At 61.3% G+C, this 15,443-nt stretch carries 19 protein-coding genes and 1 pseudogene; 11 read left to right on the forward strand and 9 right to left on the reverse strand.

The window, feature by feature from the left end:
* Positions 1-42 precede the first annotated feature (42 nt).
* Positions 43-1,074, forward strand: coding sequence for a cupin domain-containing protein (locus B0E55_RS17090; RefSeq protein ID WP_020969910.1), 1,032 nt, complete (start codon positions 43-45; stop codon positions 1,072-1,074).
* 18 nt (positions 1,075-1,092) lie between these two features.
* The gene (locus B0E55_RS17095) at positions 1,093-1,614 is read left to right on the forward strand and encodes a hypothetical protein (RefSeq protein WP_080910122.1); all 522 of its coding nucleotides are present in this window, start codon (positions 1,093-1,095) and stop codon (positions 1,612-1,614) included.
* A gap of 48 nt (positions 1,615-1,662) precedes the next feature.
* Here B0E55_RS17095 and B0E55_RS17100 read toward each other — a convergent pair whose 3' ends face one another.
* On the reverse strand, positions 1,663-2,349 hold the full coding sequence (locus B0E55_RS17100; RefSeq protein WP_020969908.1) for a GntR family transcriptional regulator: 687 nt from the start codon (positions 2,347-2,349) through the stop codon (positions 1,663-1,665).
* A gap of 128 nt (positions 2,350-2,477) precedes the next feature.
* On the opposite strand from B0E55_RS17100, the gene B0E55_RS17105 reads away from it, so the two are divergent.
* From B0E55_RS17105 to B0E55_RS17115, 3 genes are read left to right on the forward strand one after another with little or no spacing between them, the layout of a single operon-like run.
* A complete protein-coding gene (locus tag B0E55_RS17105; RefSeq protein ID WP_080910089.1) occupies positions 2,478-3,398 on the forward strand; it encodes a sulfurtransferase in 921 nt (306 codons plus the stop codon).
* A gap of 43 nt (positions 3,399-3,441) precedes the next feature.
* Positions 3,442-4,287, forward strand: a complete 846-nt coding sequence (thiM, locus tag B0E55_RS17110; protein ID WP_080910090.1) for a hydroxyethylthiazole kinase — start codon at positions 3,442-3,444, stop codon at positions 4,285-4,287.
* Complete coding sequence (locus tag B0E55_RS17115) at positions 4,287-5,396, forward strand: LLM class flavin-dependent oxidoreductase (protein WP_020908129.1); 1,110 nt, start codon at positions 4,287-4,289, stop codon at positions 5,394-5,396. Before thiM ends, B0E55_RS17115 begins: the two co-directional genes overlap by 1 nt.
* On the opposite strand, the gene B0E55_RS17120 is transcribed toward B0E55_RS17115, so the two are convergent.
* Together B0E55_RS17120 and B0E55_RS17125 are read right to left on the reverse strand one after the other, a co-directional pair.
* Positions 5,389-5,739: an inorganic pyrophosphatase gene (locus B0E55_RS17120; RefSeq protein WP_019748936.1), complete on the reverse strand. Its 351-nt coding sequence runs from the start codon at positions 5,737-5,739 to the stop codon at positions 5,389-5,391. The two genes, B0E55_RS17115 and B0E55_RS17120, sit on opposite strands and share 8 nt — an antisense overlap.
* 2 nt (positions 5,740-5,741) lie before the next feature.
* Positions 5,742-6,521: a helix-turn-helix domain-containing protein gene (locus B0E55_RS17125; protein ID WP_202022306.1), complete on the reverse strand. Its 780-nt coding sequence runs from the start codon at positions 6,519-6,521 to the stop codon at positions 5,742-5,744.
* Positions 6,522-6,577: 56 nt separating this feature from the next.
* Here B0E55_RS17125 and B0E55_RS17130 point away from each other — a divergent pair, with 56 nt between their 5' ends.
* The gene (locus B0E55_RS17130) at positions 6,578-6,970 is read left to right on the forward strand and encodes a VOC family protein (RefSeq protein WP_019748934.1); all 393 of its coding nucleotides are present in this window, start codon (positions 6,578-6,580) and stop codon (positions 6,968-6,970) included.
* 72 nt (positions 6,971-7,042) lie between these two features.
* On the opposite strand, the gene B0E55_RS17135 is transcribed toward B0E55_RS17130, so the two are convergent.
* From B0E55_RS17135 to B0E55_RS17155, 5 genes are all read right to left on the reverse strand, one after another.
* Positions 7,043-8,086, reverse strand: coding sequence for an alpha/beta hydrolase (locus B0E55_RS17135; protein ID WP_019748933.1), 1,044 nt, complete (start codon positions 8,084-8,086; stop codon positions 7,043-7,045).
* Between the two features lie 151 nt (positions 8,087-8,237).
* Entirely contained in the window at positions 8,238-8,549 is a 312-nt protein-coding gene (locus B0E55_RS17140) for a DUF3349 domain-containing protein (protein ID WP_021344618.1), read from the reverse strand.
* 11 nt (positions 8,550-8,560) lie between these two features.
* The gene (locus tag B0E55_RS17145; protein WP_020908123.1) at positions 8,561-8,887 is read right to left on the reverse strand and encodes a DUF3349 domain-containing protein; all 327 of its coding nucleotides are present in this window, start codon (positions 8,885-8,887) and stop codon (positions 8,561-8,563) included.
* 34 nt (positions 8,888-8,921) lie between these two features.
* Positions 8,922-9,203: a hypothetical protein gene (locus B0E55_RS17150; protein ID WP_003941641.1), complete on the reverse strand. Its 282-nt coding sequence runs from the start codon at positions 9,201-9,203 to the stop codon at positions 8,922-8,924.
* Positions 9,204-9,217: 14 nt separating this feature from the next.
* Entirely contained in the window at positions 9,218-10,405 is a 1,188-nt protein-coding gene (locus B0E55_RS17155) for an inorganic phosphate transporter (RefSeq protein ID WP_003941590.1), read from the reverse strand.
* 183 nt (positions 10,406-10,588) lie between these two features.
* Between B0E55_RS17155 and B0E55_RS17160 the strand changes: the two genes are divergently transcribed.
* The 3 genes and pseudogenes from B0E55_RS17160 to B0E55_RS17175 form a co-directional block, all read left to right on the forward strand.
* On the forward strand, positions 10,589-10,897 hold the full coding sequence (locus B0E55_RS17160; protein ID WP_080910091.1) for a F420-dependent protein: 309 nt from the start codon (positions 10,589-10,591) through the stop codon (positions 10,895-10,897).
* 96 nt (positions 10,898-10,993) lie between these two features.
* Entirely contained in the window at positions 10,994-11,452 is a 459-nt protein-coding gene (locus tag B0E55_RS17165; protein ID WP_003941615.1) for a DUF5994 family protein, read from the forward strand.
* Between the two features lie 769 nt (positions 11,453-12,221).
* Positions 12,222-12,504, forward strand: a pseudogene (locus B0E55_RS17175) (ATP-binding protein); the annotation flags it as partial.
* Between the two features lie 86 nt (positions 12,505-12,590).
* Here B0E55_RS17175 and B0E55_RS17180 read toward each other — a convergent pair.
* Positions 12,591-13,532, reverse strand: a complete 942-nt coding sequence (locus tag B0E55_RS17180; RefSeq protein WP_051296033.1) for an alpha/beta fold hydrolase — start codon at positions 13,530-13,532, stop codon at positions 12,591-12,593.
* 110 nt (positions 13,533-13,642) lie between these two features.
* Between B0E55_RS17180 and B0E55_RS17185 the strand changes: the two genes are divergently transcribed.
* Both B0E55_RS17185 and B0E55_RS17190 read left to right on the forward strand, forming a co-directional pair.
* The gene (locus tag B0E55_RS17185; protein ID WP_080910092.1) at positions 13,643-14,608 is read left to right on the forward strand and encodes a helix-turn-helix transcriptional regulator; all 966 of its coding nucleotides are present in this window, start codon (positions 13,643-13,645) and stop codon (positions 14,606-14,608) included.
* A gap of 122 nt (positions 14,609-14,730) precedes the next feature.
* Positions 14,731-15,348 carry a YdeI/OmpD-associated family protein gene (locus B0E55_RS17190; RefSeq protein ID WP_080910093.1) on the forward strand — a complete coding sequence of 206 codons (618 nt, stop codon included), beginning with the start codon at positions 14,731-14,733 and terminating at the stop codon, positions 15,346-15,348.
* Positions 15,349-15,443 lie beyond the last annotated feature (95 nt).

Here is a 15,443-nt window from a genome sequence, read left to right on the forward strand (position 1 = left end):
GTCAGCGATTCGGAAGGATAAGAGTCGAAAGGATCAAAGGCCATGTCCACACACGTTGCCTCGCTGCGCGATGGTCCCAGTGTCTTCGAGAACGAACTCGGATCGATCTCGCAACTCGACACGAGTTCGTTGCCGATCCTGTCCGGTCTGTCGATCAAACGAATTGTTCTCGGCCCCGGCGCGATCCGCGAACCACAATGGAACGTCAACGCGAACCAGATCGCCTACGTCACCAGCGGAACCGTGCTCGTCTCGATGTTGGGCAATGCCGACGAGTTCGCCAGTTTTGTGGTGCGAACGGGGCAGATGTATCACGTCGAATCCGGCGCGATTTATCACATCGAGAATGTCGGAGAGGAGGAGGCGGAGATCATCGCTGCCCTGCGTAATTCACTCCCGCAGCACTTTTCGTTGCAGAGTAGCGTCAGCGCAATGTCGAACGCGGTGCTCGGCAATACCTACGACCTCGCCGCGTCAGCCTTCGACGTCTTCGGTAGGGCCGATGCGTCCCAGATAGTTCGGCGGGACGGCGCCGCCGTCGTTCCCGATACCGCCGGCTTTCCCAACGCGCATCTCTTCGATCTCGACGGCCAGATCGCGCCTCTCGCATACCCGTACGGACAGGCGAAAGTGGCACGCAAGCAGTATTGGGCGGCGCTGGAGGATCTTTCGATGTACTCGTTGACTATTCGCGAGAGTGGAATGCGTGAGCCACACTGGCATCCCGTCACTGCCGAAATGGGATACGTGCATCGTGGTCACGGGCGGATGACGGTCCTCGATCCGGACGGTTCGCTCGACACCTACCTACTGGAGCCCGGTCAGGTGTATTTCGTTCCGCGTGCCTATCCCCATCACATCGAGGTTCTAGGTGACGAGGACATCAACTTCCTCATCTTCTTCGACCAGCCGACACCGGGCGACATAGGCTACCGTGCAACGGCTTCCGCGTTCTCGCGCGGAGTTCTCTCGGCCTCGTTCGGTGTTCCGGAACGCGATCTGCCGCAATTTCCTTTCACGCCGGTCGATCCGCTCATCGTCTCGCGTAACAATCCGATCGACCGCCAGCACTGACCGGCAAGGATGCCCACCATGACCGACTCCCTGATCGTGACCGATCACGGTACGACGCTCGACTTCACGTACGAAGATGCTCTGCACTATCACGGGCCGCAGGCACCGGGAGGCGTGGCGCATGCCTACAAAGTCCTCGAGCGCGCACTCGGTGTGCTCGGCGGGGAAGGCTCTGTCGAGCGTCGCGAGTTGGTCGTCACCACTGCACACGGCGGACCAGGAGTGCGCGACGCGTTCGAGTTGGTCACGCGCGCAGTGACCGAAGAGCGGTACACCGTCGACAGTTCCCTGGCCCGGCCTGAACGAGGAAATACGCTCGCACTGTATGTCTTTCGGGTCGGCTATCGCGGCGCGAGCGCCACGCTGACTGTTCGGGAGGGATTTGTCGTCGACGAGTTGATCACTCTCTCCCGCAAGACTGACCGGACAGCCGAAGACGAGTCACGCCTGGCAGTGCTCAAGCAGGAGATGGCGGACCGAGTGATGTCGAGCCCGGCCGAGAGCGTGTACGACGTCGAGATCGGCACGCTCCCCGCCTGACTGACGGCGGCATAGGCGTCGGTGTGCAGAACTCTGGGCTGTCTGGAGTCAGCGGCTGGCGAACATCCTTATCCGCTGGTCGCGACTGCGCTCGAGATGGTTGCGCATGTGGCCACGCGCGGACGATTCGTCCCTGGCGCGGATGGCGTTCAGGATCTCTTGATGTTCCGAATTGAGCAGGTCCGGTTCGCCGTAGTTCGACGGCGGGCCGCTGTCGTAGATTCGCAATTGGGTGGTGAGGCGGATCAGCAGTGAGGTGATCGTGGAATTGTGGGCGGCTTGCCACAGGGCCTCGTGAAACTTGAAGTTCCCGGAACGCACCTCGGTGCCTTCGGTTGCAGTGCAGCAGAACTCGTGTAATCCGTCCAGGCGAGCAAGGTCGAGATCGCTGTGGCGTAGTGCCGCGGCGCCTGCCGCTTCCGATTCGAGGGCTACCCGCGCCGCGTAGATCTCGATGACGTCCTCGGGTGTGCCGGAACGGACACGAAAACCGCGAGCGGCTCGTTCGAGTAGTCCGTCGTGTGCGAGCCAGTTGAGTGCTTCCCGGATCGGGGTGCGGGATGCGCCGTACGATTCGCACAATTGAGTCTCGTGCAGCGGAGCTCCCTGGGGGAACTTGCCTGCCAGGATGTCGGCTCGCAGGCGCAGGTACTGCCGCGAGGTCTGATCGGACCGGCCGAGCGCAGCCTCCGGCACCAGCAGATCGGTGGTGCTCGTATCGGCGTCGAGATCCATGTGTCCCCATTCCTGTGCATGCAAGTAGAGCGCGTTCGATTATGCCATCGACGACGAGTGAGTACTTGCGTATACGCTAGTACTCATTTAGGTTCGTGCTTGTTCGTTTCCGAGGGAGAGGGTCCGAAGTGGCTGGAGAGACCGCGTCGCCGCTGGTGAGCGCTGCTGAACTCGACGCGATCCTGCGTGAGGGAGGCGTCGCTGTGCTCGACGCGACGGTTCATTTTCCTCCCGCGCGATTCGACGGCGACTATCGCCCGGAGTCCGGGTACGACGGCTGGGTTTCCTCGCACATCCCGGGTTCCCGACACGTCGACCTCATGGACGTCTTTTCCGAAAGGGAAGCGGCGCTGCATTTCACACGCCCGTCAACTGAGCAGTTGATTTCCGATCTCCAATCCAGTGGTATCGAACCGGGTGCGACAATCGTGATCTACGACCAGGGTTCGACCACCTGGGCATCACGGCTCTGGTGGGTGTTTCGCAACGCCGGCATCGAAGCAAGAGTTCTCGACGGTGGCCTCGCCGAATGGACTCGACGCGGCTTCGCGCTCGCGAGCGGCGACGACGAAACCCACACGTCGGCGTCGACGCGTTGGAGCGTGACGGATCTGGGTCTGTGGGTCGATTTACCTCGCGTTGCGTCGCTGTCCAGCGGAGGCGAAGCCGGAACGCTGGTGTGCGCTCTCGCGCCTGAGCAGTACGAGGGAACCGAGAAGACGCGATACTCGCGACGCGGACACATTCCGTCAAGCGTGAATCTGTCCGCGAAGAGTCTTCTCGACTCCGACTCCCGGATGCTTCCGGTCGAGAAAGTCTTGTCGAAATCGGCCGACGTTCTACCAACCGCCACCGGCCCTGTCGTGATCTATTGCGGTGGCGGAGTTTCGGCGTGTTTGACCGCACTTGCGCTGATCCGCAGCGGCTACGCGGACGTCAAAGTCTACGACGGTTCGTTAGAGGAATGGACTGCAGATCCGGTTTTGCCGATGGTTGTCGGCAGTGAGCCCGGTGGCGCGAATCCGGATGTGCGATGTCCGCGGTCCTGAATCGCCGCAGTCCCCAAATACCTCCCGTCCTGAAGGAATTCTCATGTCTGACACTGTCTCTGTCGAAACCGTCGCGTCGGCGATCGACGCACTCCGCGATCAGGTACCGCTCGTCCAGTCGCTGACGAACATCGTTTCGGCGAACTTCTTGACCAATGTTCTGCTCGCTGCCGGCGCAAGCAACGCTCACATCGACAACGTTCATGAAGCGGGTGGGTTCGCTGCCGTCGCCGGGGGAGTGCTCGTCAACCTCGGAACGCCGGACGACGGGACAGCCGAAGCCTTCCTGATTGCAGCAGAAGCGGCCCGAACTGCCGGTACGCCATGGGTTTTGGATCCAGTCGGTGTCGGCGGACTACCCTGGCGGAGCGGTATCGCTGTGGATCTGCTGCGCTTTCACCCCAGCGCCATCCGCGGGAACGCATCGGAGATCATCGCTCTGGCCGGACTCGGCGGTGACACCCGCGGCGTCGACAGTGCCTCCGACTCCGCCGACGCAGTGCCCGCCGCTCTGTCACTTCTGAAGCATGCGGATGCCGTGTCGGCATCAGGCCCGGTCGACTGCATCGTCGGCCGCGATGGTGGCGGCGACGTTCGGGGCATCCGAGTCTCCGGTGGCAGCGCTCTGTTGCCGCGCGTGACCAGTACCGGTTGCTCTCTGGGAGGCCTGGTCGCTGCCTACCTCGCCGTTACGCCGACCGCGCTGGACGGATTGGTTGCCGCGCATACGCACGTTGCCGTGGCATCGGAGATCGCCGAGGAAAATGCCTCAGGTCCTGGTTCTTTCGCGGTCGCGTACCTCGACGCGCTCTACACCGTGAATGCGGACACCATCCGCTCACGTGCCCGAATCGAATCGTTCGACCTGCCGGCTGGAGTGCAGAACTGATGGGCGTCAAGACATTTTGGTATCTCACCCAGGCCGACGGGGACTACCCGTGGAGCCCCGGTGGGCTGTTCCCCGTAGACGGGGCCAGGCAGATCGAGCTCGCGAAGACCATCGACGACGGCGGATTCGAAGGTGCGCTTGTTGCCACCTGGCCGAACGATCCGTTCATTTCGGCGACGTGGGCGGCAGCGCACACCACGCGCATGAAGTTCCTTGTCGCCGTCTACGCGAACATGACGCCGGCGCGACTGCTGGCGGAGAAGGCATTGACTTTCGACGCCTTCAGCGGTGGCCGACTGTTGATCAACTCGGTCAACGGACGCGAAAACATCCTGACCAAGTACGACATGAACGTGCCCCACGACGAGCGTTACGAGTTGGGGGAGCAGTACTGGGCGGACTTCCGCCGCATCTACGCCGAAGGCACGGAGTCGAACTTTCCCAACACACCACTGCGTATCGATGCGCCCGCTGGGCATCAGGTTCCGCTGTGGGGTACCGGTGATTCGCCTGCAGGCCTGGCGAATTCAGGCAAGGTGCTCGACACCTATCTGGCGATGTTGCGCGAGACTTCGTTCATCGAAGACAAATTCTCTGCCGCACGGGCGGCGGCGGAGGCAGCCGGGCGCGAGTTCACCGACTTCGGTGCGCTGACCGGGGTGATCGTTCGCCCCACCAAGGCGCAGGCGCACGACCGGTTCCGTTCGTTGTTCGAGAAGACGGGCGTCGAGCAGATCGCTCATGTCTTGGACAACGCAGTGCGTCGTCGTACTCAGGGGAAGCAAGACCTCAAGACTTTCACCGCTCGCGACGCACAGCGGCAGGGCTGGGCGGACAAGATTGCTTCCGGCCGACTTCCGGAACCGGAGGAGTTGTACGTCGGTGACGGGCTGTACGCGGGTATCACAGCGTGGTCGCCTCTCGACATCTTCGGCACCGGGTCATCGGCGGTGTACTACGTCGGCGATCCGGATTCGATCACGGACTCGGTACGCACGCTTCGCGGCCGAACCGGTTTGACTGCACTGATCCTGGCAGGTTGGCCGCTGATCGAGGAAGCGAAGTGGGTTGCGGAGCATCTTGTTCCGCGATTCGACGAACTCAGCTGACTTCGCGCCGCAAGACAGTGGTACCGAGACCCAAAGTGTCGCGGAGAAATGCTGCGGCAGTGCCGATTTCATCGGCAGTGCAGTCGAGAAGGATCTTGACTTCCACGTCCTTCTTGTCGATGTCGGCAATAACGGCCATGGCAACAACGCCGTTGCCGACGGCAGAGCCTCGGAACAGATCGATCCCGTCGCCGTCCGCGCTGACGGTCCCGTCGAGATAGCCGTAATCGAGCGGATAAATCGCAGCGGGGTAACGCGGGTGTGCCGACCCTCGGGGGCGATCGATCACGACAGTTGACGTGGCAGCCAGGTGATCGAGGGCGGAGAACAGGTCTTCGCTCATCGTTATCGGTGCTCGCGCAGTAGCTGAGTCGGTGTCAGGCCTGTCAGCGCTCGCGTATCGCGTGCGAGGTGGGCTTGGTCGGCGTAGCCGGCGCGACCGGCCAGCGACGACAGCGTGAGATTTGCATCGCGGCTGAGAGTCAACACGTCCTGGATACGTTGCACTTTCTGAATCATTTTGGGGGACAGCCCGATCGACGACGTGATCGAGCGTCGAAAATGACGTTCGGAAACACCGAGGTCTGCGGCGATCTCTCGTATCGGAGTCGAAGGGGAGGAGATGAGCGCGGAGTAACCACGCTCGATTCCGTGGTCGGGTTCCAGTCCGCGCCACAACTGGCCCAGTAGGTGAGCGTCGACTGCCTCGTGGCTAAGGGCGTCGGCAAGTACCCGCGCTTGTCTGGAAGTGAGGATGTCGTCGAAGGCGATCTTCGAATCCTGCACCGCGTCGGCCGCTGTGCCGAGCAGGCTCCGCAGAGCCGGCGGATTGATCCGGATGCCCCACATGGTTGTACCGGCGGCGACCGAAACCAGATCGGCACCGGTTGCGGGTCCGACGAGCCACGACTTTCCGGTGCTGTCGACGATGAAGTCTGCGCAGAGATCGGGAAGAATCCGCTTTGCTTCTGTGGGCGCATGGGGGTCGGTAGTGCTTTTCCACGCGCAACTGAAGAGGCCGGCCGAACCGGTGATCCGAGTCTCGACATAGGTGTGGCCGTTTTGTTCAAGACTCGACGCTACCGTCCGACTACCGTCAAGAGCGAGGGTGTCAGTGCCGGTCATCAGATCATCGTCACACACTCGCCGAGCACTTCTCGACCCGAAACAGGAGAAATACCGTGTCCGTCTCTCCGAGACTCGATCTCGTCGGAATCGTCACCAACGATCTCGCGCGTTCCCTCGCGTTCTACCGAACCCTCGGGCTCGACATTCCGGAAACACCCGCTGACGCTCCACACGTGGAGTTCACTTTCGACAGTGGGCTTCGGCTGGCCTGGGACGCGCTGTCCACCATCGCGAGCTTCGATCCTGACTTCGTTGTCGGGGAAGGTCGACACCCCGTCGCTTTGGCCTTCGATTTCGGGACACCCGCTGCAGTCGACGAGGCGTATCAGCGCATCACAGCCGACTTCCCCGGACACAAAGAGCCATTTGATGCCGTGTGGGGCCAGCGCTACGCCGTTCTTCTCGATCCCGATGGCAATACCGTGGATCTCTTTGCCGCGCTCTGATTTCGAACGACGCAGGCCCCGACCGAAATTCGGTCGGGGCCTGCGATTGTCGGTGATCGAGTCGTTGTCAGTTCACCAAGCGTTGAGGGTGTCGAGGATCTGGCCTCGGGCCTTCCACAGTTCCGCGCCCCAGTACGGCCACGAGTGAGTGCCGTTGGCCGGGAAGCTGTACGTTGCCGGAATTCCCAGGGAGTTCATGCGCAGCTGGAATGCCCGTGAGTTCATCAGGGCAAGGGCTTCGAGGCCGATGGCGCTACCGGTATTCACGAAGTCGACGGGACGACGCGGTTGATCGAACTGCCCGGGTAGGCCGCTCGCGGCGGAGATGTACAGAGAGAGCCCAGCCAGCTCGGGTGCAAACACGAAGGGGTCGTTGCGGAGCCAAGCGGGGTTCCATGGCGGTCCCCACATGGCATCGACATTGAAGGACCCTGCGCTGACCATGGCCACGCGGATTGCTTCACGCATGCCGGGAGCTGAGATGTTGAGGTATCCCGAGAGCGATCCGGCGAACTTGAACTGATCGCGGTGATAGGCGGCGAGCGTCAGTGCCGCGCTGCCACCCATGGACAATCCGAGCACACCGTTGTTGGTTCGGGAGACGCCGCGCGATTCCAGATATGCGGGAAGTTCCTGGGTGAGGAAGGTTTCCCATTTGTACGTGACCGGCTGGCGATTCAAATTGCTGTTCGCATACCAGTCCGAGTAAAAGCTGGACTGCCCGCCGACCGGCATGACCAGGGTGACGTTGTCGCCGCGATACTGCTCGAGAGCGTTGGTCTCGAAACTCCATGCGTTTCGGTCGTCGCGTGCTCGTAGACCGTCGAGAAGATAGAGCGCCGCGTTGCCGCCGCGCGAAGCCCACTGGATCTGAACCTTGATCGGCCCCATCGAGGAGTCGACGAACACTTCCTCGTATCCACCGGCCGGGGCGGTGCGCGCGGGCGCTGCGGTCGCTACTGATCCGCTGATCAGGCCTGCGGTCAGGGGGAGTGCGAGTGCTGTCGCGGCGAGGCCGAGGATCCGACGCTTGATTCGTTTCGAAATGCGGTTTCTCGAAATATCCGGGTTCGAAATATCTGGGTTCTTCGCCAAATCTGTGTGAGCCTCGTGCATGTATTACTCCCGCCCCAAAAGGTGCTTGCACACCGAAATCCGACCGAGCCCCCCGAGGCACGGAATTCCTGATGACACTAAGTGGTCTGTATTGACGTCGACGGCTCCGTTACTGTTTCGTTATCAAACTGGTCTGATTCAGGTAGTGCCGTCATGCGTCGTCGACCGGAGGTTGCGCGTCGATTTGCCACCCTCCACGAATCAGGTGTTCACGTACCCGGGCGACGTCCGATTCGTGCGGAATATCGTCGGTGACCTTGGTGATGAGGACGCCGATGTCGATCGGATCGACTGGAACCGGAAAGTCGGCGACGAGATCGTCGGCAAGAACGGCGATCTCGTCGTCGGACAGCTGTCGCCGGAGCAGGGCCATCAAAGGGACGTAGTCCTGCTCCGGCACGCCGTTCGGATACCCGGCACGGAGCCAGCCGAGTATCGAAGCCAGAAGTGGTGGAAGACTCAACGAATCGAGCTTCAGTCGTTGTCGAGATCAGCGAGGGGCCACCCGGCGGCGGCCAGGACGGAGGCAACGCGCGCGATGTCCTCGTCCGAGGGAGTCTGGCTCGTGAGATCGGCGATCTGAGCGCTGATCTCGTCGCTAGAGATCACCTGGTCGCTGTTGACGTCGCTCAGTTCTGCGAGTGCAGCGCCGATGGCAATGTCTCGAATTTGCGCGTCCGAGAGCTTGCGTCGTAGCAATGCGACCAGCGGAATGCGGTCCTTGGGCGGTATGCCTTCGGGGTAGCCGGCGCGAAGCCATTCCAGAATGGACTGAGGAAGGGATGGAGTCGGTGCAGTCACGGTGATGTCTTTCCGCTCGTGAGGGCGCAAGGGATCAGAAGATCTCGATGCCGAATGTGTGGCTGAGGAAGCCCTGCATGATGAAGAGGATTCCGGTGACGATTGCGATGAGCACTACCGCGAAGCACACCACTGCGCCTGCCACGGCCAACGGACTGCGAGCCGCGACGGCAGTGCTCCCGCCGCCACTGCCACGTTGCCCGGCGTCGAGGGACTTCAGGCCGATTGCGAAGATCGCCGGAAGTCCGGCGCCAAGCAGGAGGCCGACAAGCACGACCTGCCAGAGCGAGTCGACGGTGTTTTTCAAGATATCCATGTCGATTCCCTCTTTCAGGCTTTGACGTCGGTGGTGACGCGGGCGTCCGGACCGGGGACCTCTGCAGGCACCAGGCCGCCGTCCCACTCGGCGTTGACATTGCTCGGATCGATGGGCTCCTTGCGGGAGCGCAGGTACATCCAACCGGCCAGGGCGATGAGCACAGCGAAGACGACCAGGACACCGGGCAGGCCGCCGACGATGTTGGCCAGTCCCCAGCACAGAGCGCCGACGATCGCAGCGGACGGGAGAGTGATCAACCAGGCGACCGCCATACGTCCGGCGACGCCCCAACGAACCTCGGCGCCCTTGCGTCCCAGACCGGTTCCCATGATGGAACCCGTCGCCACATGGGTGGTCGAGAGTGGAAGACCGAGGTGGCTGGAGGTGAGAATGATGGCAGCAGAAGATGCTTCGGCCGCCATGCCCTGCGGCGCGGCGATCTCGACCAGGCCCTTGCCGAGTGTGCGGATGACTCGCCACCCGCCGAGGTAGGTTCCGGCAGCGATCGCGAGTGCGCAGGTGAGCTTGACCCAGAACGGCATGTCCGCGTCGGCGGAGATGGTTCCATGGGCGACCAAGGCGAGGAAGATGACGCCCATTGTCTTCTGAGCGTCGTTGGTGCCGTGGGCGAGGGAAACGAGTGAAGCCGAACCGATCTGGCCGAGTCGGAAACCCTTGTCCTTGGTTTCCTCACCGACGTTGGAGGTGATGCGGTAGATGAGCCAGGTTCCGGCCGCTGCAACCAAGCCGGCTACGACGGGAGCGAGAACTGCGGGGATGACAACCTTGCTGAGCACGCCGCTCCAGGCGACACCGCTCATTCCGAGGGACGCGATGGCGGCGCCGATCAGGCCGCCGAACAGTGCGTGTGAGGAACTCGAGGGGATGCCGAGCAACCACGTTGCCAGGTTCCAGATGATGCCGCCGACAAGGCCGGCGAAGACGATGGTGAGCAGCGCTTGGCCACCCACATTTCCGAGGTTCACCACGCCCTTGGCCACGGTGGCAGCAACCTCTACCGAGAGGAAAGCTCCGACCAGGTTCAAGGAAGCAGACAGAGCGACTGCCACCTTGGGCTTGAGGGCGCCGGTTGCAATCGACGTGGCCATAGCGTTGCCAGTGTCATGAAAACCGTTGGTGAAGTCGAACCCCAGAGCGGTTACGACGACGACGAGGAGAACGATGAGTTCCGCATTCACGAGAAGTCATGTTCCAACACCTGCGGGCCACAAATCGACCTGAGACGTGGTGGTTCCGCGACATTTCCATCACTCGGCACCTGTTGTTCATCTTCGTCCGGATAATTGTCCGTTTCGAAACGCGTGAGGCATAGAAAATTCATTCGTGTGCATGGTCGTGGAGTTTGTGGAGGCATACGCCAATTGCCGGACGGACGTATCGGGTTCTGGACTTCCTCGAAATCGGGTAAGGCCAAGCGGCTGCGGAACAACCCACGCGTCACCGTCGTGCCGTGCAACAACCACGGAAAGGTTGCCGACGGCTCTTCGCCGGTTGCAGGGACCGCTCACTTGGTGAGCGGCGGACCTGAATTCGACGAGATCCGCAGCAAAGTGAAAGCGAAATACGGTGTGATGGTGCCTATTTCGAAATCCTTCAACACCCTCGGTCACATCGGTAATGGTCCGTTCCCGTACGGCGACAACGGCGTGATCATTTCCGTCGATGCGTAGTCGGGATTGCGCAGCGGAGTAGCCTGAAAGTATGGAACCCACGACCGGGCGCCTCTGCCTGACGGTTCCACGAATCCTCCGTTAAGGAGCCTCGTCATGGCGCACATCAGCACTCTCGACTATGCAATGGAAGCGCCGCAGCGCCATGTCGGGCAACCTTTCCCGTCGCCGACGCGGACTCCGCGGTTCCTGCTTCGTGGTCAAGGCGCCGTCAAGGCATCGGTAGACGGCGCGTGGTTCCCATGGACCACCAACGTCACGGCGGAGCTTCACGATCTGATATCCGCACTTTCGCTGAGGTTGGGGCCGATCGCGCGGGTTGCGTTCGACTGGAACACGATCAGCAGCGCGCAGCGTCGTATCGACGAGGTCGACGGACTGGAAGTGCGGGGTCCGTACCCTGGCCAGCCTCACGATTTGATGTATCTCGACGACATCTATGGTCGTCAACTCGTTCTGATGATGATTCCGCCGTACACGGATCCGGACCGTGCGTACGAGATCATGCGGCGGTTGGTTGATCCTGGCCGTAGCGAAACCTATCGGGTGCAGTGAGATCTTTCTGACGTGCGGGGTCGAATCTTTCGATTCCTGAACATGCGTCCAGTTTGTCTGGTTTGATGGTTCTCGTAACCACAATCTCAGGCGCATTCCTTCAGGTCAGCGCTTGGGCGCGGCAGCTTGACTCCCTGCCGTGTCGTCGGTCCGGCATGTCCACCACCCTCCCACTGTGCGTGAGCGCCGGATCGAATGAAGCCCCGCCCTCCCCACGGGGGTGGGGCTTCTACTTTGTACGGGCTGACCGGCGTTCGCATCGCCGAATCCGCCGGGTCGTTCGGAAGTTCGGGACGCCCTGGTCCGTAGCATCGCCACTGTGAACATTTCTCTACTCGGTGCGGCGGGGCTTCAGGACTGCGCCGACAGTGGAATGGACTGTATGGACGGATTTGGGGCGTTCGTTCTTCTGTACGTCGGCGGATTCACTCTCGCCTTGATATGGATTTCCGTGTGCCTTGTCGGAACGGCCGATGTGGTTTCCGTGTCCCGGCGAATTGGTGTGTGGCGAGCAGTCGCCTTCTTTTTCGGGATTTGGCTTGTGCCCATCGCCGGGTTGAGTGCATGGCTTGTTTTCCGACGCTCTCGTTGATTCTCGAAAGTGGAGCCGGAGAGGTAGACGCGTTTCCGGAACCCGTTAACTTGTTGGATCAGAGGCGATTTGAAAATGTGGCGAGAGGCTCTTGTCGATGCAGCAGGCGACAACGTCCATCCAGGCCATGCCGGAACTGGTTGGGCCTGGGCCAACTGGCAGTGGGTGGTCGGGACCGCCCGCTACGGCCGAGTGGATCTGCTCGGCATCGACGAACTCGGTTACATGGAACTCGACAAACGAGGCGCCGAGCTGCTTTTTCAGGTGTTGACCGAACGGGAGGAAAAGAACTCCGTCGCCATCGCCTCCAACGCGTCGTTCTCCGGCTGGACGACAACGTTCACCGACCCACGACCTTGCGCCGCCATCGTGGATCGGCTCACCTTGCGGCGGCAACATCATCGAAACCGCCACCGACTCTTACCGACTCGTCCACATCCGAGCTCAGCAATCCGCTTGATACACACACAAGGTGGGTCCGGATCACGCCCTATCGGACTTGAATGAGACTGACATTTTCACTGAGACCCGCACCTAGCCTTGAAACTATGTGGCATCCTGCCGCTCCAGCCAGTTCAAGATCGCTTGGTTGGTCTCTTCGGGTCTTTCTTGCTGGATCCAGTGACCGCAGTCGAGATTGACTACTTCCACATTGGGCACGAACTCTGTCAGGTTCTCAGCTCTCGCGATCGCGTCACGGTCGCCGTAGATCATAAGTGCGGGCTGTTGGATAATCGGGTCCACCTCCGCCAGCAAATGCCAGTTGCGGTCAAGGTTCCTGTACCAGTTCACACTGCCCGTGAATCCTGTCGATTCGAAGGCGGAGACGAAAACGGCCAATTCGCTATCGCTCATCAGAGGCTCACCGAGTGGTGTCTCTGCTCTGGCGAGATCGATCAGTGCCATACCCGGCTGAGGCTCCCTGAGGGGTTCGTTCTTCCGGTACAGGTTGCGGAGGAACCGGAAGGTGTTGTCTTCGAACACCGCGTCCGCGACGCCCGGCTGTCGATTGAAATGGACGAAGTAGAAATCACCGCCGAGCACGGCTTCCATGAACTCAATCCAGGGCTGCTCTCCGCGATCCTGGTAGGGCAGGCTCAGGTTGATCACTTTGTTTACCCGGTCCGGGTGCAACAGGGTCAGGCCCCACACGACAAAGGCACCCCAATCGTGACCGACAAAGGTGGCATCTTCGTAGCCGTAGTGATCGAGAAGTGCGATGAGATCACCCGCCAAATGTTCAATGTCATAGTCCGTCACTTCGGTCGGACGTGATGAATTGCCGTAGCCGCGTTGGTTGGGGACGATGACGTGGTAGCCCGCCTCGACAAGGGCGGGCACCTGGTATCGCCAGGAATAGGCGTGCTCTGGCCATCCGTGACACAACACGATGGGTTTCCCGGCATTGTGTCGCCCTGCCTCGAAGACTTCGAGTTCCACGCCGTTGACTTGGATGAGGACGGGCCTGGGGAAGTCGGATGGATTCACGGATGCTCCTTTGAGTTGAGTACCGATCTCGTGTCTGGATCGACCGGTTGCTCCGACGTTAGGGAGCATCGTGGACACATAAAGTCCTAGATCGCTGGCAATCTGAAGAAATGCGGAACGATCCCACAGGCCGAGCACTGCAATTGCTCTCGCTCCTTCAGACCCATCGCTTCTGGCACTGTGCCGAACTTGCCGCACGACTCGATGTCACGCAGCGGACGGTGCGCCGCGACATCGATCGCCTACGCGACCTCGGTTATCCGGTCGATTCCACGTCCGGAAAGTACGGGGGCTACCGACTTGCAACGGGGGCACACGTGCCGCCCCTGATCCTCGACGATGACGAGTCCGTGGCGGTAGCCGTCGGACTGCGCTACGCCGCCGAGGCCGCCATCGGAGGCATCGAAGAAACATCGCTGCGCGCGCTGACCAAGATCGAAGCACTCCTGCCCCATCGACTACGCCGACGTGTGTCGGCACTGCATTCGAGCGTCAGTTCCATGCGGCGGGCAGATGACGACATCGTCGACCCCGAAGCACTCAGTGTGCTCGCTGCGGCATGTCGCGACCACGAGCACGTTCGTTTCGACTACCGGCGAGGTGACGGCGAGAGCAGCAGACGGCTCGTCGAGCCGCACCGCCTTGTCACGGCGGGACGTCGTTGGTACCTCGTAGCATGGGACCACCATCGTGCGGATTGGCGAACATTTCGACTGGACCGGCTCTCGGAGCCCTGGCCGGCAGGCAGTCATTTCACGCCACGCGAGATCCCGGGCGGTGACGCGGCAGCCTTCGTCGCGAGATCAGTCGGCTCGCCACCCCGTCACCACGATGCAAAACTCGCCATCGAAGCCACGTTCGCCGACCTCGACGGCGTACTCAGATGGATTGACCACACACCGATCGAGGTGGCAGCGGACCGCTGCCTTGTCGAGATCCGCAGCGAAGATCTCGGCAGGCTCGCCATGACGGTTGCGCGCATTGCGCTCACCGCCCCAGTGGTCGTCATCGAACCAACCGAGCTTGCCGACACCGTCAGTCGGCTCGCCCTTCACCTCAGGGTCTCGCCACCATGACAGTCAGAAGAGGATTGTGCGACAGAACCATTCATGTCCAGGTTGCCGCGGGGACGTGTTCCCCGCGCAGGCCCCTCGTCTATCGAGACACGTATCCGTTCCCCTGTGAGCTTGGAGAGTAAGTGACCAATTCGAAATCATCGCCGGCTTCCATCCACCCCCCGACGTGGAAGTTCGACTACCCGATCATCCACGCCGAGACTCGGGAACAGTGGCGAACTTGGTTGACGGACAATCACACGTCAGGCCGAGGTGTGTGGTTGTGCTCCTGGCGCACCACCACCAGCCGACCACGCTGCCCCTACCCTCAGGCCGTTGAGGAAGCCATCTGCTTTGGTTGGATCGATTCCACCAACACCATCCTCGACGAAGAGCGCAATTTGCAACTGTTCACGCCTCGTAGACGCAAGAGTTCCTGGACCCGTCTCAACCGCGAACGCGCAGCTGATATGGAAGCGCGTGGCCTTATGACCGCTGCTGGTCGCGGTGCAATTGCTGCCGCGAAATCCACTGGTTGGTGGACGATTCTCGACCAAGTCGAAGACCTCGAGGAACCATCTGACTTGCAGGCGGCGCTGGACCTGGACCCGCAAGCTCGAAGCAACTGGGACAGTTTTCCGCCCAGCGCCCGCAAACAGATGCTGTGGTGGATAGTCTGTGCCGCTCGAGACGCAACACGGGCAGGTCGAATCGCCCATATCGTCAACAATGCGGCCATCGGCGAACGTGCTCGCGGCTGATCCGCGATTCGACCGCGTCCGGTATGAAGGCCGGTCATCATCTGTCCGAGGGGTTTCCCTCGGACCGAAACAAGTCCACCCGCCCCGCAGAAGCG

It is taken from the genome of Rhodococcus sp. 66b (assembly GCF_002076325.1).
Taxonomy (GTDB): domain Bacteria; phylum Actinomycetota; class Actinomycetes; order Mycobacteriales; family Mycobacteriaceae; genus Rhodococcus_F; species Rhodococcus_F erythropolis.